Origin of the sequence: Rhizobium sp. YTU87027 (assembly GCF_050644135.1) — a bacterium.
Taxonomy (GTDB): domain Bacteria; phylum Pseudomonadota; class Alphaproteobacteria; order Rhizobiales; family Rhizobiaceae; genus Rhizobium.
Genome location: NZ_CP098440.1, coordinates 918,554 through 944,562 on the forward strand (window position 1 = coordinate 918,554; position 26,009 = coordinate 944,562).

The window sequence follows — 26,009 nt, forward strand, 5'->3', positions numbered from 1 at the left end:
CTGCCAATGAGCCTCGCCGAGACCGCCAACGACAATGTGGCGCCAAAGCCCGCCGAGGCGGCGAAGCCGGACGCGCAACAGCAACCGCCACCGGCAGCGGGCGTGCCGATGCCGGCCTGGAAGATGCCGCTCTACATGGGGGCCTCGGTTCTGCTTTTTCTGACGCAGGGCCTTGGCATGAACCTGCTGACCGCCAACATCTATCAGCTGCAAGGCTCGTTTTCCGCGACCACTACTGAAATATCCTGGCTCTCGGCTGCCTATATGGCACCTTACGCCAGCATGTCGATCGCACTCTTCAAGATCCGTACCCAGTACGGTCTTCGGCGTTTCGCGGAACTCGGCATTATCTGTTTCATCGTTGCGGCGGTGCTCAATCTCCTCATCACTGACCTGCATTCCGCGATCGTCGTGCGCGCCCTGAGCGGCATGGCCGCTGCACCTCTTTCGACGCTCGGCTTCCTATACATGCTGGAACCGTTCCCTCAGGAAAAGAAGCTCTCGCTCGGGATCAGTTTCGCATTGATGAGCACGCTGTTTGCGTCTCCCATCGCGCGCATTGTTTCACCCTCGCTGTTGCACTTCGGCGGGTATCAGGCGCTCTATATGTTCGAGATGGGGCTCGCGCTCATTGTCTTTCCGATCATCTACCTACTGCCGCTCACGGCGCCGCCTCGGGCAAACGTCATTCAACGACACGACATACTGAGCTATCTCCTGCTGGCGGTCGGCTTCGGCTGTCTTGCCGTTGTACTGACGCTGGGCCGGCTCTATTGGTGGTTCGAGGCACCCTGGATCGGCGTTTTGTTGGCGGTATCGGTCGGCTCGCTTGCACTCGTGCTGGCCATGGAGCTGCCGCGCACCAGTCCCCTGATCGATTTCCGCTGGCTGTTCTCGGGCGCCAATATGCGCATGGCGGGCGTCCTGCTTCTCTTCCGCTTCGTCTCCTCGGAGCAGTCGTCAACGGCCGCCAACTTCTATCAGCAGCTCGGGCTTCTGAACGATCAGACAGTTACCCTTTATGCGATCATTCTTTTCGCCTCTTTGGTTGGTGGGCTTTTTTGCGCGTTTCTGATGACGACACGCTATGTCGAGACTGCCCATGTGCTGGCGCTCGCCCTCATTGCTGGCGGCGCCTTTCTGGACAGCCAGTCGACGAGCCTGACGCGACCGCCTCAGATGTATCTGAGCCAGGCGATGGTTGCCGCGGGCGCGGCGATGTTCCTGCCGCCTGTCATGGCGAACGGCTTTAAGGCCGCCATCTCCCGGGGCGGGCAATACATCGTCAACTTCCTGGTAATCTTCGTGTTCACGCAGAGCATTGGCTCGCTCTTCGCCTCGGCGATGCTCGGAACGTTCATGACAATCCGGGAGAAGTTCCATTCGAATGTGCTCGTCGAGCATATCCTGCTGCAGGACCCGATCGTGGCGCAGCGAATCTCTCAGTTGAGCGCGGCGTATGGCAAGGTGCTCGGCGACAAGATGCTGCTCAACGCCGAAGGTTTGGTGCTGCTCGCCCAGCAGGTCAGTCGCGAGGCTTATATTCTCGCCTACAACGACACTTTCCTGGTCATCGGCTACTCCTCCGTCTTCGGCTTGATGGTCATTCTTCTGCATCAAGCGTGGCGCCGGCTACCTTGGCCACGGACAAGCCAGCCCGATGCAACGCCCGCTCAATCGTGATCTCAGGGGTCCCAGCATGTTGAAGTTCCTTCGGTCTCCCTCGACTATCATCGCAGTGCTCGCCGGCATCGCCGGTGTCCTTCTCGTTCTCTATGCATGGCGCTTGCCGCCGTTTTGTCACGTCGGTTGAAACGACTGACAACGCCTATGTTCGGGGCTATGTCACGATCATGAGCCCACAGGTCAGCGGCTATGTCGTCGATGTGCTCGTGAAGGACTATCAGCAGGTCAAGCAGGGCGATACGCTTGTCCAGATCGACGACCGGATCTACGCCCAGAAGCTTGCCCAAGCGCGTGCGGCGCTCGACGGGCAGAAGGCGTCGCTGGAGAATTCCCGCCAGTCCGAGCTTGCGGCAAAGGCGAGCATCGCCTCCAGCGAGGCACAGATCGACAGCGCAAACGCAGCGCTGACGCGCGCGCAGCAGGCCTGGGATCGCGTCAACAACCTCAGCAACCGCGGCATTGCATCGCAGAGTGAGACAGAGGCCGCGCAGGCGACGCTTGACCAGGCCAAGGCGGCCGTGAACCAGGCTAAGGCTGCGCTTGAGGTTTCCAAGCAAAATCTTGCAACAATCATCGTCAATCGCTCGCTTCTGGAAGCCAATGTCGCAAGCGCGGAAGCCGCGGTGCATCTCGCGGAAATCGACCTGCAGAACACCAGGATTGTCGCGCCGCGTGACGGTCATCTCGGCGAAGTCGGTGTACGCGTCGGGCAATATGTGACGGCGGGAACGCAGCTCATGGCGGTTGTGCCGGAGGATGTCTGGGTTGTAGCGAATTTCAAGGAGACGCAGCTGTACGGTATGCAGGTCGGGCAGCCGGTGACCATCACGGTCGATGCGCTCGGCAAGCAGAAATTGAGGGGATACATCGAGCGTTTCTCGCCCGCAGCCGGGTCGGAGTTCGCGGTCATCAAGGCCGACAATGCGACAGGGAATTTCGTGAAGATTGCACAGCGCGTCGGCGTGCGCATCGGTTTTGATCCCGACCAGCCGGTCGTCAAGGATCTGGGGCCGGGGCTTTCCGTCGTCGTCGACGTCGACAAGAGCGCTCCGCCACAGCAGAACACAGCCGCCAAATAAGCAGAAAGCCCGGCGCGAGCCGGGCTTTCGTCCATTTCCAGAGAGTGTCTCTTGGAAAATTAAGCTTCGTCGCCTTCGAGATCGGCTTCCGGATCGAAGAAGTCTTCCGGACGCAGGGCATCTTCGTCAACACCGTAGATGGCATCGACGGAGGTGAGGGTTTCGCCCTTGGCCTGACGGCCAGCTTCTTCAGCCGAACGAGCAACGTTGAGCTCGACGTGGATCTCGACTTCAGCGTGGAGTTGTAGCTCGACCTTGTGCAGGCCAATGGCCTTGATCGGCGTGTTCAGGTGAACCTGGTTGCGGCCGATGTTGAAGCCTTCAGCAGCGAGGATGTCAACGACATCGCGAGCAGCAACCGAGCCGTACAGCTGGCCGGTTTCGCCGGCGGAGCGAACGACGATGAAGGACTTGCCGTCGAGAACGTCAGCGACCTTCTGTGCTTCCGACTTGCGCTCGAGGTTACGGGCTTCGAGCGTTGCACGCTCGGACTCGAAACGCTTCTTGTTGGCTTCGTTGGCGCGCAGCGCCTTGCCAAGCGGCAGGAGATAGTTACGAGCGAAGCCGTCGCGAACCTTTACGGTTTCGCCCATCTGGCCGAGCTTGGAGATGCGTTCAAGAAGAATGACTTCCATGTTCGTGTTCCTTTCGTGTCTCTAGATTTTCGAATCTGTCTGTTTGGGGGCATCGACATCCTTGTTCGGGGTCAGCGCGATCGCCTTGCGGGTATCGCTCAAGCCCACCACGAGGATGAAAAAGGCTGGCACCATCAGGACGAGCGATGCCAGGTAGCAGAGGATGAGCGCCGGAAGGCGCCAATCCTTGCCGCGCGTGCGGAAGTGCAGCGCGGCGAAGCCGGAGAGCAGGAAGCCGGCGCCGAAGGTGCCGACGACGGTTGCTCCGATCATCGCCGGCATGCCGCCGAAGAAGGTGGCGGCAAGACCAGCGAGAAAAACGAAGATCGAATTGCGGTTCATGCGCAGCGCCGAGGGGATATCCTCGCGTGGACGCAGGCTACGGCCGGATGCGCTGACGATCCGGGTCGCGATGTAGTAGGCGACAAACAGCATGACCACCCACATGCCGCCCTGAATGGCGGGCAGCATGAGCAGAACGAGCGACTTGGTTTGCGTCGTCACTGCCGGATCGGGCGAAAACTCGGGCTGCTGCTGTGCAAGCGACCCGAACAGGACATCAACTAGGCGATCGATGAGTTCAGGACCGTAGCCGATCATCACGCCGACGACGATCACCGCGATGGCAACCAGGCCGCAGAGGTGCAGCAGGATATCCGAAAGCGGATACCAAGCCATCAGATGCTCGGGGCCGCCAAGTTCGGAGGCCGGGCGGGCAAGGTTTGCAAGGTGGCTCAGCCACCCGGCCGGCAGCAGCGTGACCAGCGTCATCATCAGCGCGAAGGACGGCGAGATGGCGATCGCGCCGACTGCAGCGGCGGTGACGACGGCGGCGATTGCCGCCATGTTGCCCCAGCCGAGGCCGACGAGAAGAATGGGAAGTGCCGAAGCAGCATAGAGGACCGCACTGAACGACGGCTGCAGGCTCGCGCCGAGCACCAGAAGTGCGGCGGTCAATCCGGCGAGCGCGCCGATGCCTAGCGTTTTTGTGTTCAGTTGGTTCACGGTCGCTGTCCTGCTTCATCAAGCAGTTAGAGGGTTCTCCTGAATCGCTTTCAGAAAGGCCTCAACATGGGTTTTAAGAGTTCCGATCCGCGCCCATCGCGAAAGGGAGAAGGGAAGGCATTGCTGCCTTCCCTCGATTTGGTTTCGTCAGCTGATTAGGCGACGACGTACGGCAGCAGGCCGAGGAAACGAGCGCGCTTGATCGCCTGAGCGAGTTCGCGCTGCTTCTTCTGCGAAACAGCCGTGATACGGGAAGGAACGATCTTGCCGCGCTCGGAAATGTAGCGCTGCAGGAGACGAACGTCCTTGTAGTCGATGCGCGGAGCGTTTGCGCCGGAGAACGGGCAAGTCTTGCGACGACGGTGGAACGGGCGACGAACCGGTGCGGAGGAAGATTCAGACATTCTCAGTTCTCCTTATGCACGGTCTTCGCGGGGAGCGCGGTCCGGACGCGGGCCACGCTGGAAGTCGCCGTCACGACGCGGCGGACGGTCACCGAATTCGCGGCGCGGGCCACGGTCGGCGCCATCACGCGGGCCGCGGTCGTCGCGGTCGCGCTTCTGCATCATCGCAGACGGGCCTTCTTCGTGCTTTTCAACAGCGATCGTCATGTAGCGCAGGACGTCTTCGCTGATGCGCATCTGACGTTCCATTTCCTGCACGGCAGCAGCCGGAGCGTCGATGTCGACGAGAACGTAGTGAGCCTTGCGGTTCTTCTTGATGCGGTAGGTCAGGGACTTGAGGCCCCAGTTTTCTACGCGCCCGACCTTGCCGCCGTTAGCTTCGATAACACCCTTGTACTGTTCTACGAGGGCATCGACCTGCTGAGCGGAAATATCCTGCCGGGCAAGGAATACATGTTCATAAAGAGCCATGACAGCTTTGCCTTTCTTGCGTTTGATCAACCCGATATTCGGCGGCTAAGCCTCAACGACTGCTCCTGAGAGGCGGCAAGCGCCAAGCAAGAAAAGCGTTCCGAGACGGTCGAGAGCGGAGACACGGGAGGCTGGAACGCTTCCGTTCCGAACGATTTCCCCTGGGAAACCGGCCCTCCGTTCAGCCACCAGCCAGAAGACCGGGTTTGCGAACAGTGCGGCTTATACGGATTTTTGGCGGAAACGCAAGGGACGTCAGCAATGTTCTCGCTGCGAGTTCAACGAGGGCAGCCCCGCCTTGCGCAACCCGTCGACGAAATGGTCGTAGTGGCCGGGGTCGACGTAGGGCGTCAGGATCTTCCAATAGTGCTCGAGGTCTGCCGGTACGTTTGCCAGGATCTCTGGTATCAGCCGCCGGGCTTCGTCATGACGGCCGAGCTGCCCCAAGCTTGCAAGAAGCACGACCCGGTTGAAGTAGGCACGGCGGAGCGACAGCCCACGTTCGGAATAGTGAATCGCTTCCTCGTAGTTGCCGAGATGATAGTTCGACAACGCGAGCCGGTCGTGGATGAGATAGGCCAGGGGATCATGTGGGCTAAGCCGTAGGGCCATGTGGAGAGGATCGTAAGCTTCCGCGAAATAGCCGGTGAAGATTCTGGCCCATCCGAGCCCCATATGCGCCAGGGCGAAATTGGGATTGAGATCGATAGCTTGCTGCGCTTCTTCGACGGCGGCCGGGGCGTTGTGGGCAACGAAATGACCAAGGCACATCGCGTAGTGAGAGTAGGGGTCGCGCGGATCAAGCGCGACTGCGCGCTCTGCCTCTGCTCGAAGTTCGGTGCTGTCTCTGTCGACATCGTCGCTGAAGCCGTGGAAACAGCGCGCGTAGAGCGAACGAGCCAGCATCATGTGGGCGCGTGCGAAATCGGGATCGAGCTCGATGGCTCGGCGATGCCAGGCTATGGATTCGATGAAATGCTCGGCGGTGTCCTGCGCATTGTGCAGCCAAGTGCCACGCATATGGCTTTCATAAGCATCGAGATTGTCTGTCGTTCTGAGCAGTGCCCGGCGGCTTTCACCTATCAGGATTTCCGGCTCGATGGCGCCAACGACATTTTGGGTGAGTTCGTCCTGAATAGCGAAGATATCCGCGATTTCGCGGTCGTAGCGCTGTGCCCAGAGGTGAACGCCGCTCTCGGCTTCGATCAGCTGCCCTGTGACGCGAACCCGTGTCCCAGCCCTGCGCACACTGCCTTCTACGACATAGCGCACGCCGAGATCACGCCCGATTTGCTTCACATCGACTGCGCGCCCCTTATACGCGAAGGATGAGTTCTGGGCGATGACGAAAAACCAGCGGTAAAGCGAAAGCGCAGTGATGATGTCCTCGGTCAGTCCATCCGCAAAGAATTCCTGCTCGGGATCGTCAGACATGTTCACGAAGGGCAACACTGCGATCGAGGGCTTGTCGGGCAGTCTTAGCGGCCCGCTGAGCGCTCCTGCCTCGACGGGGTCCTCACGGCTCCAGTGTACCCGATGCACAGGCACCGGTCGCGGAATGTTCTTAAGCGTACGGTCGCCCATCGGCACGAGAGGAAAGTCCAGCTTGCCCTCGATCTGCTCGCGCAACGCACCGGAAATGCAGATGCCGGAAGGCAGCGCCACCTCCTGAAGGCGGGCGGCGACATTCACGCCGTCGCCGAGCAGATTGTCTCCCGAGACGACGACATCGCCAAGATTGAGCCCGAGGCGGAATTCCATCCGTCGATCCACAGGCAGGTCCGCATTTCGGCGATTGAGGGCGCGCTGGATGGCGACCGCTGCACGGACGCCTTGCACTGCGCTGTGGAATTCGGCCACTACGCTGTCTCCAGCGCTGCCGAAAATCCGCCCGCCGTGCTCGCACACGAGGTCGCCAATCGTGGTGCTGTAGACGCTCAGCGTCGCAAGCGCATCCTCCTCGTTGGTTGCAACAAGGCGGCTGTAACCGGCAACGTCGCCGGCAAGTATGACTGCGAGCTTCCGTTCCACGGAATGAGCTCCCCGCGGCCCTGCACAGAGCCTTTTAAAACTAGCTGAATTGCGCAGGACCGAGAAGCGGAAATTGCCGCGACGGCAAAGTTGTCGAAACTTCTCGTTGTGGACGCTTTGCGGGAGACGTGCCTCGATAGGAATTCAGTAAGCGATCTGGCCCTCGTAGGCCAGATCGTGACGCGTCACCTGTCGCCTTAGATCGGCATCGGGTACTGGCGATGAACAGCCTCGATTTCGGCCAAAACCTCGTGCGACAGCTTGAGACTGACCGAACCCAGGTCCGTTTCAAGCTGTTTCATCGTGGTGGCGCCGATGATCACCGATGTCATGAAGCGGCGGCTGAGGCAGAAGGCGAGCGCCATCGCGCAAGGGTCGAGGCCGTGCCGTTCGGCGATGTCGAGATAGGCCTTCGTGGGTGCCTCCTGCAAGGGCTGCAGGCGGCCGCCGAGATCGCCGTTGATCGATCCGCGCGAGCCGTCGGGCTTGGCGCCGTCTAGATATTTGCCGCTGAGGATGCCGCCGGCGAGGGGGGAATAGGCGAGCAGGCCGACATTTTCATGATGCGACAGTTCCGCCATGTCGAGATCGTAGTGGCGGTAGAGAAGATTGTATTCGTTCTGGATCGTGGCGACGCGCGGCAGGTCGAGCTGTTCGGCAAGCGTAAGATACTTCTGGGTGCCCCACGTCGTTTCGTTGGAGAGGCCGAAGGCACGAACCTTGCCCTCTTTGACAAGGGCGCCCATTGTTTCCAATATTTCGGTGATATTGCCGATCGCCTTGGCGTGGTCCTGCTTGAAAGGATCGTAGTGCCAGGCCTGCCGGAAATGGAAATGCCCTCGGCTCGGCCAGTGAATCTGATAGAGGTCGATATAGTCGGTCTTCAACCGGCCCAGGCTTGCCTCGATCGCCAGGCGAATATTCTTCGCGTCGGCGCCGTCGCCATTGCGGATATACGAACGGCCAGGACCCGCGACCTTCGTGGCGAGCACGATGTCCTTGCGCTTGCCCGTCTTCTGAAACCAGCTGCCGATGTAATCTTCGGTCAGGCCTTGCGTCTCCGCGGAGACCGGCGTGGTCGGGTAAAGCTCGGCTGTGTCGAAGAAGTTCACGCCTTTCTCGACGGAATAGTCCATCTGCTCATGCGCTTCGGCCTCCGTGTTTTGCGTGCCCCAGGTCATGGTGCCGAGGCAGATTTCGGACACGGAAATATCCGTGCGGCCAAGTGTCTTGTACTTCATCTGAAAGCCCTGAAGATAATCTGGAAAAGAAATGGTCTGGAAGGACGGCGCAAATCTAGACCGGAATTGAGCAAGCGCAAGAGGTAAAACCGGGCCCACTCGCAGCCGCAAAGCCTTGGAACGCGGGCATCCGGCACTTGACTCTGCAGGAAAGAATGTCAATTGGAGGCGAAATAACCAGAGGTCCGTATAAAAGGGACATAGCATGACCATTGCTTTTACATTCCCGGGTCAGGGCAGCCAGGCTGTCGGCATGGGCAAGGATCTTGCCGAGAATTACGCCGAGGCGCGCGCCGTCTTCCAAGAAGTCGACGAAGCTCTGGGCGAAAAGCTGTCCGAGACCATGTTTAACAGTCCTGAAGACACGCTGAACCTGACGGCCAACGCGCAGCCGGCTCTGATGGCGGTCTCGATGGCGGCCATCCGTGTCCTCGAAGCCAAGGGCGTCGATCTGAAGGCGAAGGTGTCCTACGTTGCCGGTCATTCGCTCGGCGAATACTCCGCTCTCTGCGCTGCCGGTACCTTCTCGCTGGCCGACACCGCCCGTCTGCTGCGCATTCGCGGCAATGCCATGCAGGCCGCCGTACCTGTCGGTGTTGGCGCCATGGCCGCCATCATCGGCCTTGAACATGCCGATGTCGTCGCCGTCTGCGAGGAAGCCTCTGCCGTCGGCTCCTGCCAGATCGCCAACGACAATGGCGGCGGCCAGATCGTCATTTCGGGCGAGAAGGCAGCCGTGGAAAAGGGTGCCGCGATAGCAACCGAGAAGGGCGCCAAGCGCGCGATCTTGCTCCCGGTCTCCGCTCCCTTCCATTCTTCTCTGATGGCGCCCGCTGCAGACGCGATGCGCGAAGCTCTGGCCGGTGTGAAGAAGTCAAACCCGGTCGTGCCTCTTATCGCCAACGTGCGCGCTGCACCGGTGACCGACGCCGACGAGATCGCCAAGTTGCTCGTGGAACAGGTGACGGGCCAGGTCCGTTGGCGCGAGACGGTCGAATGGTTCGCGGCCAACGGCGCGACGACGCTTTATGAGATCGGCTCCGGCAAGGTCCTGACCGGCCTCGCACGCCGTATCGACAAGACTGTGAACTGCATTGCCGTCAACACGCCTGCCGATATCGATGCGGCTGTTGCCGCCCTGATGGCCTGATAGATTTAACGATTACAAGGAACACTTCCATGCTCGATCTTTCCGGCCGCAAGGCTCTGGTTACTGGTGCTTCCGGCGGCATTGGCGAAGAAATCGCCCGTATCCTGCACAAACAGGGCGCCATCGTCGGCCTCCACGGCACTCGCGTCGAGAAGCTCGAGGCGCTGGCAAACGAACTTGGTGATCGTGTAAAGATCTTCCCGGCCAACCTCGCGGACCGCGACGAAGTCAAGGCTCTCGGAGTCAAGGCGGAAGCTGATCTCGAAGGCGTCGACATCCTCGTCAACAACGCCGGCATCACCAAGGACGGCCTGTTCGTGCGCATGAGCGACGAGGACTGGGACAGCGTCATCGAGGTGAATCTGACGGCGATGTTCCGCCTGACGCGCGAGTTGACGCATCCGATGATGCGCCGCCGCTATGGCCGTATCATCAACATCACCTCGGTCGTCGGCGTCACCGGCAATCCGGGCCAGGCCAACTACTGCGCCTCCAAGGCAGGCATGATCGGCTTCACGAAGTCGCTGGCACAGGAGATTGCGACCCGCAACGTCACCGTCAACTGCGTGGCGCCGGGCTTCATCGAGTCCGCCATGACCGGCAAGCTGAACGACAAGCAGAAGGAAGCGATCATGGGGGCTATCCCGATGAAGCGCATGGGCACAGGCGCGGAAGTCGCTTCCGCCGTCGCCTATCTCGCCTCGTCGGAAGCCGCTTATATGACAGGCCAGACGCTGCACGTAAACGGCGGCATGGCCATGATCTGAAACGGTAAACTGCCTTTCGAGGCTGTTTTCCCCGCAATAGCGTGTTGACCAACCCGATGGGGTTGATTTTCTGGCTTTGCGGCAGACTTAAACCGTGTTAAGCGGGCCATGACTGTGAACAGTCTCCCGAGAAAGCAGACGGACCGGCGGGCTTTTGTGCAAGCCTGGGACATTTCTGGTAGCCGGGTTCAAAGAGTTTGCCGAGGGTGGCTTAACGGCGCCGCAGGCTGAAACAGGGTAGGGATGTCACAAGGCATTCTGATCAGGACATAAGGTCGAGGAAACCGACATGAGCGATATCGCAGAACGCGTAAAGAAAATTGTTATTGATCATCTTGGCGTCGATGCCGACAAGGTTGTCGAAAGCGCCAGCTTTATCGACGATCTGGGCGCTGACTCGCTCGACACCGTCGAACTGGTCATGGCATTCGAAGAAGAATTCGGCGTTGAAATTCCGGATGACGCTGCTGACTCGATCCTGACGGTCGGCGATGCCGTAAAGTTTATCGAAAAGGCTCAGGCTTAATCCTGAGCGTTTTAAAAAGGGCGGACCCGGAGTCCGCCCTTTTTATTTCTGGCATGGTTCTCCAAAAACATAAAAGGCGGGGGAATGCAGTCGATGAGACGGGTCGTTATAACAGGTACCGGTATGGTATCGCCCTTGGGATGCGGAACGGAAGTGACGTGGTCCCGCTTGCTTGCGGGAAAAAACGGCGCCCGCCTGGTCACTGAGTTCGAAGTCGACGATCTTCCCGCAAAGATTGCTTGCCGTATTCCGGTTGGCGACGGCACCGACGGCACCTTTAATGTCGATGACTGGATGGAGCCCAAGGAACAGCGCAAGGTCGATCCTTTTATCATCTACGGCATGGCAGCCGCCGACATGGCGCTTGATGATGCGAACTGGCACCCCGAGAGCGATGAGGACCAGGTCGCGACCGGTGTTTTGATCGGCTCCGGCATTGGTGGCATCGAAGGCATCGTTGAGGCTGGCTACACGCTGCGCGACAAGGGCCCCCGCCGCATCTCTCCGTTCTTTATTCCCGGCCGCCTGATCAACCTCGTTTCCGGCCAGGTATCAATTCGCCACAAGTTGCGCGGTCCGAACCATTCGGTGGTCACGGCATGCTCGACCGGCGCTCACGCGATCGGCGACGCTGCCCGTCTCATTGCGTTCGGCGATGCCGACGTGATGGTCGCTGGCGGCACAGAATCTCCTGTCAGCCGTATCTCTCTGGCCGGCTTCGCCGCCTGCAAGGCCCTCTCCACCCAGCACAACGACGATCCGACCAAGGCATCGCGTCCGTACGACAAGGATCGTGACGGCTTCGTCATGGGTGAGGGTGCAGGCATCGTTGTTCTCGAAGAGTTGGAGCACGCCAAGGCTCGCGGCGCCAAGATCTATGCCGAGGTTGTCGGCTACGGTCTCTCCGGCGATGCTTATCACATCACTGCTCCGTCCGAGGACGGTGAGGGTGCGCAGCGTTGCATGACGATGGCGTTGAAGCGCGCCGGCCTGACGCCCGCTGATGTCGACTACATCAACGCGCATGGTACATCGACGATGGCCGATACAATCGAACTCGGTGCCGTGGAGCGCCTGGTTGGCAATGCCGCCTCCAAGATCTCAATGTCGTCGACGAAGTCTGCCACCGGCCATCTGCTTGGCGCCGCCGGCGCGATTGAGGCGATCTTCGCAACGCTCGCGATCCGCGACAACGTTGCGCCTCCGACGCTCAATCTCGACAATCCTGAGCGTGAGACCGCAATCGATCTCGTTCCGCACAAGGCGCGCCAGCGGGAGATCAACGTCGCACTGTCGAATTCCTTCGGATTTGGCGGTACGAATGCCTCGCTGGTGCTGCGCCGCTACGTCGCGTGAGTTTAGGCGTTGACGTTCTGGCAGTGGGGCTGCACCCTTGCGCGGCCCCACCTGCATTTTGCCGCATTGCTTAGCAAGAAGCGGGACTTGAGGCCAAGTTTAGAGGATTGCCGGTGAACGATACGAACCAGAACAACGGGACGATCGGCGAGGAGAGCCAGCAGACACAGAGCGGGCCGATCATTCCCAAGTCGCCGAGCGAGGCGCTTCGACCCGAGCGCGTGCCCGAGCCACCTAAGCGCTCGAAGAAGGCGCGCAGCCAGGTTATCATTTTTCTGAACTTCCTGATGACGCTGGTCGTGCTCGGCTGCGTGGCGGCCGTCTTCCTTTATTATTATGCGATCTCCGCCTATCAGAATCCCGGTCCCTTGGAGACGAACACGAATTTCATCGTGCGGAACGGCGCCGGTGCTGCTGAGATCGCCGCAAGCCTCGAACGCAACAACATCGTCTCGGACGCGCGTATCTTCCGGTACCTTACCGCGACGCATCTGGGTGACGGCGAGAGCCTCAAGGCGGGCGAGTACGAAATCAAGGCACATGCTTCCATGAATGACATCATGGAACTGCTCAAATCCGGAAAGTCGATCCTGTATTCTGTCGCGTTTCCGGAGGGGCTCACCGTCCGCCAGATGTTCAACCGCCTAAACGAGGATGCTGTGCTGGAAGGCGACCTGCCAGCAGTTGTCCCCGCCGAAGGAAGCTTGCGTCCGGATACTTACAAGTTCTCACGTGGTACGAAGCGGGCTGAGATCATCGAGCAGATGGCTGCGGCACAGCAGAAGCTGGTCGATCAGGTTTGGGAAAAGCGCGACCCGTCGCTGCAGCTCAAATCAAAAGACGAATTGATCATCCTCGCTTCGATCGTCGAAAAGGAGACGGGTGTTCCCGACGAGCGCGCGCACGTGGCTTCCGTCTTCCTCAACCGGCTGGCCAAGGGGATGCGCCTTCAATCCGACCCGACGATCATCTACGGACTGTTCGGTGGCGATGGAAAGCCGACAGATCGCCCGATCTATCAATCGGACCTCAAGAAGGAAACGCCCTATAACACCTACGTCATCAAGGGGCTTCCTCCGACACCGATCGCCAATCCGGGCCGAGATGCGCTGGAGGCAGTCGCCAATCCGTGGAAAACGCAGGATCTCTATTTCGTCGCCGATGGTTCCGGCGGTCATGTTTTCGCGGCCACCCTTGAGGAGCACAACGCAAACGTCAAGCGCTGGCGCCAACTGGAGGCCGCCAAGGGCGCCGATCCGAATATCGTAGTAGACGGACAGCCCGAGAGCCAGACGCAGCCGGAAACGCCTGCCGCGCCGGCTGCCCAAAAGAAAAAGAAAACCAACTGATTTTGGGAGGCTCGCATGGCTTTGCAGTCCATGACCGGTTTTGCGCGGCGTGAGGGCACGAGCGGCCGCTGGCGTTGGGCTTGGGAGTTGCGTTCGGTCAATGGCAAAGGCCTTGATCTCCGCTTGCGCCTCCCGCCGGGGCTGGAGCGCATGGAGAATGACGTGCGTCGCTTTGCGGGCGAGCGTTTTAGCCGTGGCAATATGCAGGCGTCACTCTCCATCTCTGCTGGTGAGAGCCGCGTCGAAACGGTCCTGAACCAGGAAGCACTCTCCGCGGTGCTCGCCTTGCGTGATCAGCTTGGTGGCATCATCGATTCGGCGCCATTGCAGCTCGATACTTTGCTCGCCATCCGAGGCATCATCGAATTCCGGGATGGCGAGGACGGCGACGAAGCCATCGCAGCGCGCGATTCCGACATTGTCGAAGGCCTGATTGCAGCCCTTGCCGATCTACGTCAGATGCGGGAGCTGGAAGGTGCCGCATTGTCGCGCATCCTGCTAGACCATGTCTCGACAATCGAGGGGCTGACACAGGTGATCGAGCGTGATCCCTCCCGCTCTCCGCAAGAAATCGCTGGTCGGTTGGCCGCGCAGGTCGCAATGCTTATGGATGGGTCGGCAAAGCTGGATCGCGACAGGCTGCATGCGGAAGCCGCTCTGCTCGCCACGAAGGCGGATCTGCGTGAAGAGATCGATCGCCTGAAGGCGCATGTGGTTGCTGCTCGCGACCTGCTTGCGAAGGGCGGCCCGGTCGGGCGTAAGCTCGATTTCCTTGCACAGGAATTTAACCGAGAATCGAATACCATCTGCTCGAAGTCGAATGCCGCGGCGGTTACCGCCGCCGGCATCGAGCTGAAAGTCGTCATCGACCAGTTCCGTGAGCAGGTCCAGAATCTGGAGTGATACATGAGCCCGGCCCAGTCGAACACACCCACTAAGATCGCCCGGCGTGGGCTGATGCTTGTCCTGTCCTCACCGTCTGGCGCAGGCAAATCGACGATTGCCGGCAACCTTCTCAGGGACGACCATAGCCTGGAAATCTCTGTTAGTGTCACGACCAGGGCGAAGCGGCCGAGCGAAATCGCGGGTAAGCACTACCACTTCATCACGGTCCCACAGTTCGAGAGGATGCGCGACGCGGGCGATCTGCTCGAGTGGGCGGAGGTGCATGGCAATTTCTATGGCACACCGCGGGAGCCAGTAGAATCTGCAATGGCCGAAGGTCGCGACATGCTGTTCGATATCGACTGGCAAGGCGCGCTGCAGCTTCAGGACAAGATGAAGGCCGACATTGTCTCGATCTTCGTGCTGCCGCCCACCATGACCGAACTGCAGTCGCGCTTGCATCGTCGCGCTGAGGATTCGGAAGAGGTTATTCGCACGCGACTTCTGAATTCCCGCGCTGAGATCGAACGCTGGCGCGAATATGACTACGTCATCGTCAACGACGATCTGGACGAGGCGTTTCGCAACGTGAGCTGCATCGTCAATGCGGAGCGCGTCCGCCGCGACCGCCGCCACGGCCTGTTCGACTTCGTCAACGGCCTGCTGACGGAAGAGCCGAAGCTCTAAGACCAGCAGGTTTGAAGCGATGATGCTTACGGGCGAGGTCGGCGGGCCGACCCGTAACTGTCGCGCGAATCCACTTATCTCAGAAGGTCTATCGCTCTGGATGCGGGATGGCCGACACGTAGCCTAGAGGCAATTTGCCAGCCTAACGAATTCGGCAACCGAAAGTGTCTCTGCGCGTCGCTGAGGATCTATGTCCGCCTTGTTGAGTAGGGCTTCGCCGCCGAGGGGTTTGAGGCTTTGCCGCAGCATTTTGCGGCGCTGGCCGAAGGCCGCGTGAGTGACCTTTTCCAAATCGGCGACTGAGCAGGGGATCGGGTTCTCGTTCGGTGTCAGATGGACAACCGTCGACGTGACTTTCGGTGGCGGCGTAAATGCCTGCGGCGGTATATCAAACGCCATACGCGCGTTCGTACGCCAGCCGCAGAGCACGCCAAGACGTCCATAGTGGTCATCGTCTTCAGTCGCGACAACGCGCTCGCCCACTTCCTTCTGGAACATCAGCGTCAGCGAGTCCCAGAAAGGCGGCCATTGCTTCGGCAGGATCCAATTGACCAGCAACAGCGTCCCGACGTTGTAGGGCAGGTTGGCGATGATCTTCACCGGTCCCTCGGTCGCCAAAGCTTCGAAGTCCGTCTTCAACGCGTCGCCTTCGATGACCTCGAGCCGCCCCGGATAGTGCTCCGCGATTTCTGAAAGCGCGGGCAAGCAGCGAGAATCGCGCTCGACGGCGATCACCTTCTTCGCGCCTAGTGCGAGGATGGCGCGCGTCAGACCGCCGGGACCTGGGCCGACCTCAAAAACAGTGACACCTTCCAACGAGCCGGCTGTCCGGGCAACCTTCTGTGTCAGGTTGAGGTCGAGCAGAAAGTTCTGGCCGAGGGCCTTCCGTGCATCGAGACCATGGCGTTGAATGACGTCGCGAAGCGGCGGAAGCCCGTCCAAGGCAGCCATCAAATGCGCCCCTCTGCGGTGCGTCCGAGGTGACCAGCGAGCTTCAGTGCCGCGACGAGGCTACTTTCGCGCGCAAGTCCCTTGCCGGCAATGCCGAATGCGGTGCCGTGATCGGGCGACGTGCGCACGAAGGGCAATCCAAGCGTCACGTTGACGGAGTCGTCGAAACCAAGCGCCTTGGCCGGTATCAAGGCCTGGTCGTGGTACATGCAGATTGCAATGTCGTAGCGCGCCCTGGCTTCATCGTGAAACATTGTGTCGGCAGGCAGCGGCCCGATTGCGTTGATCCCCTCGGATCTCAGAAATTGAATGGCCGGCTTGATGACCGCTTCATCCTCTTTGCCGATGGTACCGTCTTCGCCCGCGTGCGGATTGAGACCTGCAACAGCGAGGCGCGGGTTTTCGATCCCGAAGCGATTCCTGAGATCGGCATCAGCAATTCGGCAGGTCGCGATGATGAGTTCCGCAGTGAGCGCCTGAGGCACATCCTTGAGAGGAATATGGATTGTGACCGGAATGGTGCGGAGCTTCGGACCGGCGAGCATCATCACCGGCATGGTCACTTGGCCTGTTGCCCGTGCGGAAAGATCTGCAAGAAACTCTGTGTGGCCGGGGAAGGGGAAGCCGGACTCGTAGAGCACCGACTTGGCGATTGGGTTGGTAACGACGCCAAGGGCTTCCCCCGACATTGTCAGCGATACGGCTTTCTCAATTGCGGCGATCGTGGCCTTCGCTGTTGCGACATGGGGCTCGCCTGCAACAACCTCGATGCCTGCAGGTATCGGAAGCACGGGGAGGGCATCGGCAAAGACGTCATTGGCGCTAGCGCAATCGGTTTCGCGAATAGCAACCGTCAGCCCAAGCAGATTGGCACGCAACGCCAAAACATCTGGATCGCCAATAAAGACGAACGGAGGGAGGCCAAGCTCTCTACGCCGCATCCAGGCCAGCAGTGTAATGTCGGGGCCGACACCAGCCGGATCCCCTTGACTGAGAGCGAGCGGGCGCGAGAACGAGATCGTCATTTTGCTCAGGGACGCATGATCTGCGCCTTCTTGCGCAGCTCTTCCATGTATTTCTGAGCGTTTGGATTCTCAGCAGGCGCGTTCTTCCCTGCCTTCGCCTTGTCGAGATCTTCCTGGCGGAACACCATTTCGGCAGCCTGGTCATCGGACACCTGGCGCTGGCTGCAGATGGCAATGTATTCGACGCCCCTGTCGGTCACGCGTGTGGCCGTCGTATTGCCTTTGGCCTCCTCAACAAGCGGCTTCCATTCGGTCGGAAGCTCCGGTGCGAGAACGCGACCGAGGTCACGCACAGAGACGTCGCGCATCGTTGCGGCAAACACCTTGGCCTGGTCACAACCTGGATACTTCGAACGCGATGCCTCGGCCTCGCTCTTGCGCTTGCCGACGATGCCCTTCTTGTTGGCGGGAACGACGAAGATCATCTGCTGCAGAATATACTCCGTGGTCTCCGGCTTCTGCTTGTTCTCCATCATGCGGGCAACGAAGTCGGAATTCGACATTCGGGAATTCGCGCCATAACGCGCATTGACGAGGCGCGGCCAACTCATCTGCACGGCGATGAAGGCCTTGAAATGCGCGACACCGACGCCGGCGCGTTCGAGAATTTGCGTCATCTGATCGGTTGTCAGCTTGTTGCCGGTCGCAAACCGCGCGAACGATGCATCAACGTCGTCCTTGGAAACCGACATGCGCACGCGCGCGATTTCCTGCTGCTTCAGCGTCTGGTCGATCAGTTGTTCTTCAGCGGCCTTGGCATCGGCGTTCTGATGCTGGAGCCGAAGGAATGCCTGACGCTTGGCGACATCACCGCTGGTAATCGCCGTGCCATTCACGACCACTCTGACTTCGCTTGCGGCAAAGACTGCGCCCGCCTGAGGTGAGACAAACGCTGCTAGCATTGCGAAAGCCGCCCCGGCAATCATCGTTCTGACGGTTCTTTTGGCGCCAATCATCTATCGACCCTTCCCATTGACGCCGCGCATTCACGTCGCGGCGCGCATACCTTCTCAAGACAAACGGGCATTGCCGCTCTAAACTGAAAGTTCAGCACATGCCCCAGATATCAACTGGTGACAATGTCCTGCATAGTCTTACGGCGAAAGAAAGGCCCTTTCTTCCGCCGTACAACTGAACACTCCATCAATTCTGGTAGATGGTGGTATTGGTGTCTACCGTGCCACCGAGCTTGATGTCGCCCAGCGTCCGGAAGGTCAACCTGGCGCCAATGCTCCAGTCGCTAGCGGTTTCGGCGGTCGTATCGCGCTTTTCGCTATATGCGATCGTAAAGATCGTGCATTCGTCCTCATAAGTCAGACCGAATGTCTTCCTGACGATGCTGTTATCCTGAAGATCCCAGGCTATGCCACCAAATACCGACCAATAATCCTTGAACTTAACAGTTCCCTTGGCCTGGATCTCATCATTGTCCTCAGCAAAGCCATATTCTGGCTGCGCTGAGACGTGCGTGTAGATCAACTGGCTTTGGAGATTGTCGTTCTGGAAACCGGCCGTAAAATCGCCTCGACGGAAAGCCAGACTCTTTTCGTCAAGTCGGTAGGATGCTGCAAGAGCAATGCCCTGCGGCGTCTCGATGCCGCCGAGACCGACGAAGTCGGATACGTCACTCTCCAGACCAGAATCCGCGCCGACATTCACCAGATCATCTGTATCGAATGAGTTCTGGCCGCCCAACTGGTAGGATTGGCCGAATATGCCGTGCAGCTTGTAGCCATTGTCAAACGTACCGGTGTACTGGAAGCCGACGTTGGCGCGCGTACCGCCCTCGATACGATCGTAGCCGGAGAACTTGTCACGTTCGAAAAGATTGGTCGCATCGAACACAAAGCTCTGCGCGTCCTCGTTCGGCAGAGAGCCGGCAAGGCGTTCGTCAGGCCGCGCGTAGACTTGAACGATGGGTTCAAACAGGTGCGTGCTGTTTGCGGTCGTGCCAAGGATTGGGTAGCGCATTTCCAGGCCGGCGGTAAACATCGAACGCGTCGCTGCATTGCTGTCGTCGTAATTGCCGTCATAGACAAACGTGCCAGAGGTCGGCGGCGGCGTCATGTTCAGCGCCAAGGCGTCACCGCGCGCGGCGAGCAACGGCGTAATCAGGAAGCCCTCAGGCGTGACAAACGTGCGCTTCCATTCCAGCTCGCCCGTCAGACGGGACGTCTGGCCGTCAAGACCACGGAACCGGTCGAACCCCGCCACGCTGTAGAAGTCGTCATGGGTACGCGACAGGTTCGTGAAGTTGACGTCGGCAGAGAGTTCACCTCCGGCGAGCGGCTGCGGTGCCACCAAGTGATAGTCCATCACCGGGTAGACGATCGCCTGCTGCTTCTCTTTGACGTCGTTCGGGTCGGCGTCCTGAACGTCGAAATAGAACGAACGCAGATCGAAGTAATTCCGTTTGCCGAGACCGGTCAGGTAGACCTGGTTTGTTTGTGTCGAATTGTCCAACCCTTTAAGGCTATAGGTTCGGGAAAAGTTATTGTCGCTCTGCGCCATAACGTCCCAGCCGAACGCCCAGCGAGGATTGATTCTGAAATCTCCCTTGGACGCTACAACGCCTCGGAAGTCATTTTCGGCATCGCTGGTGCCGGACGTGAAGGTCCCCGGGCTGAGCTGATCGATACCAGCCACCCGCAATGTATGCGTGCCGTTTTCGAATCTCTGGCGATATTCCGCGTCCAGCAGGAAACCTTGGGTCGTATAGCCTGTGCCCGTTACCGTTAGGTCGCTGCTCGGCGAAATAACGTAGTAATAAGGGACGGACAGGCCGAATCCGAGATTTTGCGCAGTGACAAAGCTAGGAAAGAGGAAGCCGGACTTCCGCTTCACGGTGTTGTCGGGGACTTCAATCCACGGCACGTAGGCAAGCGGATGACCAAGAAGTTCAAAGCGCGCCTTCTCGAGGCGAATCGTGTGCTTGACGCCGTCCTGAATGACGCGTTCAGCCTTGACCTGCCAGAAAGGAGGCCGTTCCGGTCTCTCGGCGCAAGGCAAACAGGCAGTATAGACGCCCTTGTTCAGGATCATCTGCGTGCCGCCAACACGCTCGCCGGTTTCCGCAACCAGGCGCGTATTGTCGGCGGTCTCGATTCTGAGCGCGTTTACGAAGCCGTCGGCAAAGTCGTCAGTGACGTCAAGCTTGTCGGCGTACATGCGGTTGCCGTCGGGGCCAATGAGCTCGACGTTGCCAAGCGCCATCAGGCGCCCGGTTTGCTGATTATACTCGACGCGCTGCGCCACCATCTTGTAGCCGGCGTAGTTAATTTGCACGCCGCCGACGGCGGAAACGATCTGCGCGTCCTTGTTGTAGACGAGTTCGTTTGCCGACAGAATCAGCTTCTGGTCGTTCGATACGGTTGGCTTGAAACCTTGTAGGGTGTCCTGAGCGAAAGCGGCAGGAAAGCCATTGGAATAGGTAGACAGGGCCACGCCTACGAGCAGGGCAACCAACTGTTTACTAAGAGTCTTGCGGTCGCCTGCCGCCACTAGCCATCCTCCTGATGAAGCAGAATTGTTGCACCCAAAGCCAAGGCAACGGTGACTGGAATCCACGTCGCCACGAAAGGCGGGACAACCCCACTGCTTCCGAATGCTTTCACAAGCACGGTGACCACATAAAGCACGAAGCCTGACAGGATTCCACCCAGAATCACCGACCTCGACTGGTTGAACCGGCTAAATTTTAGGGACACTGTTGCAGCAATGAGAGTCATGGCGACCAGCAGCAGTGGTTGGGACAACAATGAATGAAATTGCGTCTCGAGAGCCTTGGTCGGAATCCCGAAGGATTTCGCGGCGTCAATCCGGCTCGAAAGATCAAAAAAACCAATAGTTTCAGGGGCTGTCAGTCTCTGTTGGACGAAATCTTGTTTCAAATTGGTGCGGACACGCACCTCGTCCTTGCGCGTAGCGACTTCACCCGGACGGCGCTCCACAACATTCTTAAGGAGCCAGTAACCATCTTCCAATTTTGCCGACGCGGCGTCCTGTCTCAGGATGATGTGATTGGTCGAATCGAAATGCACGAACACCGCGTCCATAAGCAGCGTACCGTCCTCGAGAACTGTATGCGCTCCTATGATCGCATCGTCACCACCGCTGATCTGCCGAATCCATGGAACCTGCAGGGCGGTATTCGGCGCTGACCCTTCTCCCCGCCAGTTGCTCTCGACGATCGCAGCCTGGCGTTGCCCCCACGCTGCGAGCGGATTGAGAACGGTCATGACCAGCACGCCCAACAAAAACGCGCCGGCAAGGAAGGGTGACATGAACTGCCAAACCGAGATGCCCGCAGCGCGCGTCACGACCAGTTCGTATTTTCTGTTGAGGGCGATCAAAACCGTCATGCCCACAAAGAGGGCGATGAAGGGAACGGTCTGTTGGAGGATGAGCGGCAGGCGCACGGCTGTCATCACCAGACCGCCGGTTACGGTGTAGCCAGGAAGACCGGAGAGGCGGCCAGCCGTCTCACTGAAATCCACGAGATAAACGATGCCGATCACGCCGAGAAAGAACCACATTGTGGTCAGCAGATAGCGACGGAAGAAGTAGCGGCTGAGCGTCCCAAAAATCATGCACTGCCTCCCGCAGAGGGATCTGCCGACCGGCCAAAGCGCGTCTGCAATCTCCGCCAAGCTGCGGCGATGGGGTCGCTCATTGCGGACACGACCGACAGGCGCTTGTGATGCGACAGAGACGCGATTGCAAGGAGGCTGGTGATGATGGGAATCGCATAGAGTACGCCGATATACTCTGGATTCGTGTCGATCTGATTGGCCGCGTAGAACGACGCCCAACGAATCGCAAAAGCAAAGGTAAGCGCCGCCACCATCGGATGCAGTCGCGCCTCGCGATGGGAGCGCGCATCACCGGCAATCGCGAGCGCAATCAGGGCAAACACCATCGGCAGAACCCAATCCGTCAAACGGCGGTGCAATTCGGCGCGATAGCTGCCGGGCTTAGAGATGTAGTCCTTGTCGTTCGGGTCCGGATTGAGCAGGAACGGAAGCTCGCGGTCGGATGCACGAAGCGTTGCCTGGCCGCGATTCTGCGTCAGATCGGACAGATCGAAGGAATAAGAATCGAAGCGGATGACAGAGACTTCGCCGGTCTGCGTTTTGCGGTGAACCTCGCCATCATGCATGATGAGTGAGGTGCCCTTCTCGTCAACGGCGCCCTCGCGCGCATAGTAGATGAGCTCGAATGCGGGATCGCGCTCGTCCACGACGAACAAGCCCTTGAGCACCCGCCCGGCCAATCGCTCAGATATCTGCACGTAAAGTCCAGTATCGATGCGGCGGAAGTTCTTCTCCTCAATAACGGAGGAGAGCAGATCCGCATAGGCAGCTGCCACCATCTGGCGAACGCCAGTCTTCGCTTTTGGCTCGACGACGTTGTCCACCAGAAACGAAAAGGCGCTGATGACGGCGGCAAGGATAAGAATCGGGCGCAGAATGATGCCACGCTTGGCACCTGCCGCATCGATGACGGTCAGCTCCGAATCGTTGTTCATCGTCGTCAGCGTCTGCGTGACGCCGATGACAAGCGCGAACGGCAGCACGATCGGAATGATCGACGGAAGGATCAACGTTGCCAGCTTGGCAAACGATCCCATCGACTGGCCGCTATCGGTCACCAGATTGACGCGCTGCAGAACCTGAGTTGTCCAAATGATCGCGAGCACCGGCAACAGGGCAACGAGAAACATCTGGCCAACACGCCGGAGTATATATGTTTCAAGCAGTTTCATTCATGCCCTTGAACGCCATTGCGAACCGATGCCGCTATGCAGCGAAATCCATCTACGCTCTTTGGTTCGCTTTTGCGACAAGCCGGTGTCGAAAATTCATTCAAATTTCAGTTTTTTTTTCGTCCTGTTGCGAATCGGTAAGAGCAAGAAGACCTGTGAACACCACAACGGACGAAAGCCATCCGAGGACGACGTCCGAAAGATAGTGCGCGCCGAATGCAACCCGCATGGTAGGCGCCAGAAATGAGATCGCGGCAAGCGGCAATGCAAGTGCCGAACGCATCGGCTGCGGTATCAGCAGGATAAGGCAGAAGACCCAGCCGGCGCCAGCCGCTTCACCGGAAATGAAGGAGCAGTTCGATACGCATCGTCCGACCATGGAGCCCGCCGGCACGAAGTCGAGATGGCCCCCAAAGTCCAGCGTTTGGGACGGGCGCGGTCTGCCCCAGTATGTCTTGAGAATGAGATTCGTGAGGATCACGGGGCCGATAATCAGCGAACCCAAGGCCACCTTGTACGCGCGCGCATGCTCCATGTTGAAGGTTGCGCCACACTGGCTGTAGCACACAGCAAGTCGCCACAACATCACAGCCGCGACTGCGTACGGCAGGCGGAAGCAGAATGTTCTCAGTAGCCCTAGGTAGGTATCCTCGCGATAAGGGAAATATCCACAACTGTCGTTAAATGCTGCTTTGTATTGGCAAGTTTGCCGAGCAAAAAAATGTGTCGACGCGTAGATGTCGATCTGCGGAAACACGTTAAACAGGAAAAGCAACGCCCACCATATAAAGAACACGGCGGCGAACGCGCGACCCGCGGCGCTCTTAGGCATAAGTTGGCGCCAAAGTGAGCTTTCGCGGGACGCTCTCGGTGCGGAAATCATTGCCAATTCCTGTTAAGTCGACTTCCAGGGATGAATATGCACCAAGTATGACATCCTGTTAATGGCTCAACTCGTGGTCGCCGCCAGATCACAGTGCCAAGGCTTGTTTTCGGGGGCGAAACCCGAAATGATCGGATAGAGCGGATTTAGGAAAATCCCACTGGAGAAGATATGTCAGCCAAGTTCGATATTTCATTTGCAACCTCCGCCGAGATCGCCGGTTGCTACGCGATCCTGCTGCAGACAGGCGGCGCAGATCTTGCCGCCGGGGCCAAGGTCGCGGACCCCGTTGGGGTGATCTCGAGAGCGGCAAAGATCGCGGGCTTCTCCGCCAAGGCGACGACTGTATTGGATCTCGTTGCTCCGGAGGGTTCACCGGCCGAACGGCTTATCGTTGTCGGCCTTGGCAAGCCGGAGGAGTTGACCGCTCATGATTGGCTCAAAGCCGGTGGCGTTGCCGCGTCTAAGATCAAGAAAGCCGAAAAGGTCGTGATCTTCGTCGATGCGCCGGGTGCCAGCGTCGGAGCGAAAGAGGCGGCGGATTTTGCGCTTGGAATGCTTTTGCGCGCCTACAGCTTCGACACTTACAAGACCAGGAAGAAGGACGAGGAGGGCAATAGCCGTAATGGACGGGTGGCAGTGACGATCGTTACCGCAAATGCGACCGATGCCGCGGAAGCCCTTAAAGTCTCGGAAGCCGTTGCAGCAGGCGTCAACTTAGCCCGCGATCTCGTGAATGAGCCGCCGAATGTTCTGGGTCCGGTCGAATTTGCCGCCAAGGCAAGCGAACTGGAAAAGCTAGGCGTCGAGGTGGAAATCCTCACCGAGAAGGACATGCAGAAGCTTGGCATGGGCGCCCTCTTGGGTGTGGCTCAAGGCTCGGTTAGGCCTCCGCGGCTGGCGGTCATGCAGTGGAAGGGCGGCAAGAGCGGGGAAAACCCAATCGCCTTCATCGGCAAGGGCGTCGTTTTCGACACCGGCGGCATCTCGATCAAGCCCGCTGCCGGCATGGAGGAAATGAAGGGCGATATGGGCGGTGCCGCGGCCGTCACCGGCCTGATGCATGTTCTCGCTGCCCGCAAGGCGGCGGTGAACGCGGTTGGCATCATCGGTCTGGTTGAGAACATGCCCGATGGAAACGCTCAGCGTCCCGGCGACATCGTTACTTCGATGTCGGGGCAGACGATCGAGGTCATCAACACCGACGCAGAGGGACGTCTCGTGCTCTGTGATGCGCTCTGGTATTGCAACGACCGCTTCAAGCCGAAGTTCATGATCAATCTGGCAACGTTGACCGGTGCTATTCTCGTTGCGCTTGGCAACATCCATGCCGGTTTGTTCTCGAACGATGACGAGCTCTCTGAGCAGCTGACCGCCGCTGGCCTGACGACCAGCGAGAAGCTTTGGCGCATGCCGCTCGGCAAGGAATACGACAAGATGATCGACAGCAAGTTCGCCGACATGAAGAACACCGGCGGCCGTCATGCGGGTTCGATCACCGCGGCGCATTTCCTGAAGCGGTTCGTGCAGGAGACGCCGTGGGCGCATCTCGACATTGCGGGAACGGCCATGGGTTCGCCGCAGGATGAGATCAATCAGTCTTGGGGATCCGGTTACGGCGTACGGCTGCTCGACCAGTTGGTGCGCGACAATTACGAGTCATGACCGAAGTCCTGTTCTATCATCTGACGGAATCCAAGCTGGAGGATGCCCTGCCGCCGCTGCTAGAAAAAAGCGTCGAGCGCGGCTGGCGGGTCTCTGTGCAGTTGAGGGACGCTGCGCGGCGCGACTTGCTGGATCAGCATCTCTGGACATTTCGCGAGGATAGTTTCTTGCCGCATGGCACGGATGAGGGAGAACTGGCCGAAAATCAGCCAGTTCTCCTCACGATCTCCGAAGGAAACAGGAATGCTGCGACGGTGCGATTTATCGTCGATGGCGCAGAGCCGCCCGCTGTCGATCCTTACGAGCGGATCGTCTTCATGTTCGATGGATATGACCAGGAGCAGCTTGAGGGCGCCCGCGCGCAGTGGAAGAAGCTGAAAGGCGAGGGGCACAGCCTGACATACTGGCAGCAGACGCCCGAACGGCGATGGGAGAAGAAGGCCTGAATT

23 protein-coding genes and 1 pseudogene are annotated in these 26,009 nt (G+C 59.1%); 11 read left to right on the plus strand and 13 right to left on the minus strand.

Features of this window, described 5'->3' with window-relative positions; genetic code table 11:
* Nucleotides 1-6 precede the first annotated feature (6 nt).
* Both NBG89_RS04615 and NBG89_RS04620 read left to right on the plus strand, forming a co-directional pair.
* On the plus strand, nucleotides 7-1,683 hold the full coding sequence (locus tag NBG89_RS04615) for an MFS transporter (RefSeq protein WP_431321912.1): 1,677 nt from the start codon (nucleotides 7-9) through the stop codon (nucleotides 1,681-1,683).
* A gap of 16 nt (nucleotides 1,684-1,699) precedes the next feature.
* Nucleotides 1,700-2,765, plus strand: a pseudogene (locus NBG89_RS04620) (HlyD family secretion protein).
* Nucleotides 2,766-2,824: 59 nt separating this feature from the next.
* On the opposite strand, the gene rplI reads toward NBG89_RS04620, so the two are convergent.
* The 6 genes from rplI to NBG89_RS04650 form a co-directional block, all read right to left on the minus strand.
* The gene (gene rplI, locus NBG89_RS04625; protein ID WP_088693503.1) at nucleotides 2,825-3,400 is read right to left on the minus strand and encodes a 50S ribosomal protein L9; all 576 of its coding nucleotides are present in this window, start codon (nucleotides 3,398-3,400) and stop codon (nucleotides 2,825-2,827) included.
* Nucleotides 3,401-3,421: 21 nt separating this feature from the next.
* The gene (locus NBG89_RS04630; protein ID WP_431321913.1) at nucleotides 3,422-4,405 is read right to left on the minus strand and encodes a DUF2232 domain-containing protein; all 984 of its coding nucleotides are present in this window, start codon (nucleotides 4,403-4,405) and stop codon (nucleotides 3,422-3,424) included.
* Between the two features lie 155 nt (nucleotides 4,406-4,560).
* Nucleotides 4,561-4,809, minus strand: coding sequence for a 30S ribosomal protein S18 (rpsR, locus tag NBG89_RS04635; RefSeq protein WP_007531286.1), 249 nt, complete (start codon nucleotides 4,807-4,809; stop codon nucleotides 4,561-4,563).
* Between the two features lie 12 nt (nucleotides 4,810-4,821).
* On the minus strand, nucleotides 4,822-5,280 hold the full coding sequence (gene rpsF, locus NBG89_RS04640; protein WP_431321914.1) for a 30S ribosomal protein S6: 459 nt from the start codon (nucleotides 5,278-5,280) through the stop codon (nucleotides 4,822-4,824).
* A 255-nt stretch (nucleotides 5,281-5,535) separates the two neighbouring features.
* Nucleotides 5,536-7,311, minus strand: a complete 1,776-nt coding sequence (locus tag NBG89_RS04645; RefSeq protein ID WP_088704248.1) for an adenylate/guanylate cyclase domain-containing protein — start codon at nucleotides 7,309-7,311, stop codon at nucleotides 5,536-5,538.
* A 197-nt stretch (nucleotides 7,312-7,508) separates the two neighbouring features.
* Nucleotides 7,509-8,552 carry an aldo/keto reductase gene (locus tag NBG89_RS04650; RefSeq protein ID WP_431321915.1) on the minus strand — a complete coding sequence of 348 codons (1,044 nt, stop codon included), beginning with the start codon at nucleotides 8,550-8,552 and terminating at the stop codon, nucleotides 7,509-7,511.
* 205 nt (nucleotides 8,553-8,757) lie between these two features.
* Between NBG89_RS04650 and fabD the strand changes: the two genes are divergently transcribed.
* The 7 genes from fabD (at nucleotide 8,758) to gmk (ending at nucleotide 15,272) form a co-directional block, all read left to right on the plus strand.
* Nucleotides 8,758-9,702, plus strand: a complete 945-nt coding sequence (gene fabD / locus NBG89_RS04655) for an ACP S-malonyltransferase (RefSeq protein WP_431321916.1) — start codon at nucleotides 8,758-8,760, stop codon at nucleotides 9,700-9,702.
* A gap of 29 nt (nucleotides 9,703-9,731) precedes the next feature.
* Nucleotides 9,732-10,469, plus strand: a complete 738-nt coding sequence (gene fabG, locus NBG89_RS04660; protein WP_431321917.1) for a 3-oxoacyl-[acyl-carrier-protein] reductase — start codon at nucleotides 9,732-9,734, stop codon at nucleotides 10,467-10,469.
* A gap of 289 nt (nucleotides 10,470-10,758) precedes the next feature.
* Nucleotides 10,759-10,995, plus strand: a complete 237-nt coding sequence (locus tag NBG89_RS04665) for an acyl carrier protein (protein ID WP_003547058.1) — start codon at nucleotides 10,759-10,761, stop codon at nucleotides 10,993-10,995.
* A 93-nt stretch (nucleotides 10,996-11,088) separates the two neighbouring features.
* Nucleotides 11,089-12,351: a beta-ketoacyl-ACP synthase II gene (fabF, locus tag NBG89_RS04670; RefSeq protein WP_088693497.1), complete on the plus strand. Its 1,263-nt coding sequence runs from the start codon at nucleotides 11,089-11,091 to the stop codon at nucleotides 12,349-12,351.
* 107 nt (nucleotides 12,352-12,458) lie between these two features.
* Nucleotides 12,459-13,700, plus strand: a complete 1,242-nt coding sequence (gene mltG / locus NBG89_RS04675; protein WP_431321918.1) for an endolytic transglycosylase MltG — start codon at nucleotides 12,459-12,461, stop codon at nucleotides 13,698-13,700.
* A 15-nt stretch (nucleotides 13,701-13,715) separates the two neighbouring features.
* On the plus strand, nucleotides 13,716-14,603 hold the full coding sequence (locus NBG89_RS04680; RefSeq protein WP_431321919.1) for a YicC/YloC family endoribonuclease: 888 nt from the start codon (nucleotides 13,716-13,718) through the stop codon (nucleotides 14,601-14,603).
* 3 nt (nucleotides 14,604-14,606) lie between these two features.
* Entirely contained in the window at nucleotides 14,607-15,272 is a 666-nt protein-coding gene (gene gmk, locus NBG89_RS04685) for a guanylate kinase (protein WP_088693495.1), read from the plus strand.
* A 123-nt stretch (nucleotides 15,273-15,395) separates the two neighbouring features.
* On the opposite strand, the gene rsmA is transcribed toward gmk, so the two are convergent.
* From rsmA to NBG89_RS04720, 7 genes are all read right to left on the minus strand, one after another.
* A complete protein-coding gene (gene rsmA / locus NBG89_RS04690) occupies nucleotides 15,396-16,223 on the minus strand; it encodes a 16S rRNA (adenine(1518)-N(6)/adenine(1519)-N(6))-dimethyltransferase RsmA (RefSeq protein ID WP_431321920.1) in 828 nt (275 codons plus the stop codon).
* Entirely contained in the window at nucleotides 16,223-17,248 is a 1,026-nt protein-coding gene (gene pdxA, locus NBG89_RS04695) for a 4-hydroxythreonine-4-phosphate dehydrogenase PdxA (RefSeq protein ID WP_431321921.1), read from the minus strand. Before pdxA ends, rsmA begins: the two co-directional genes overlap by 1 nt.
* 5 nt (nucleotides 17,249-17,253) lie before the next feature.
* Nucleotides 17,254-18,204, minus strand: a complete 951-nt coding sequence (locus NBG89_RS04700; RefSeq protein WP_431321922.1) for a peptidylprolyl isomerase — start codon at nucleotides 18,202-18,204, stop codon at nucleotides 17,254-17,256.
* 187 nt (nucleotides 18,205-18,391) lie between these two features.
* Entirely contained in the window at nucleotides 18,392-20,749 is a 2,358-nt protein-coding gene (locus NBG89_RS04705) for an LPS-assembly protein LptD (protein WP_431321923.1), read from the minus strand.
* Entirely contained in the window at nucleotides 20,749-21,837 is a 1,089-nt protein-coding gene (gene lptG / locus NBG89_RS04710) for an LPS export ABC transporter permease LptG (protein ID WP_088693490.1), read from the minus strand. The genes NBG89_RS04705 and lptG overlap by 1 nt, the downstream gene beginning before the upstream one ends.
* Complete coding sequence (lptF, locus tag NBG89_RS04715; RefSeq protein WP_431321924.1) at nucleotides 21,834-23,012, minus strand: LPS export ABC transporter permease LptF; 1,179 nt, start codon at nucleotides 23,010-23,012, stop codon at nucleotides 21,834-21,836. The genes lptG and lptF overlap by 4 nt, the downstream gene beginning before the upstream one ends.
* 100 nt (nucleotides 23,013-23,112) lie before the next feature.
* Nucleotides 23,113-23,844 (minus strand): phosphatase PAP2 family protein, encoded by a 732-nt coding sequence (locus tag NBG89_RS04720; RefSeq protein WP_431322781.1) that lies wholly within the window; start codon nucleotides 23,842-23,844, stop codon nucleotides 23,113-23,115.
* A 222-nt stretch (nucleotides 23,845-24,066) separates the two neighbouring features.
* Here NBG89_RS04720 and NBG89_RS04725 point away from each other — a divergent pair, with 222 nt between their 5' ends.
* Nucleotides 24,067-25,560, plus strand: coding sequence for a leucyl aminopeptidase (locus tag NBG89_RS04725; protein WP_431321925.1), 1,494 nt, complete (start codon nucleotides 24,067-24,069; stop codon nucleotides 25,558-25,560).
* The gene (locus NBG89_RS04730) at nucleotides 25,557-26,006 is read left to right on the plus strand and encodes a DNA polymerase III subunit chi (RefSeq protein ID WP_431321926.1); all 450 of its coding nucleotides are present in this window, start codon (nucleotides 25,557-25,559) and stop codon (nucleotides 26,004-26,006) included. Before NBG89_RS04725 ends, NBG89_RS04730 begins: the two co-directional genes overlap by 4 nt.
* Nucleotides 26,007-26,009 lie beyond the last annotated feature (3 nt).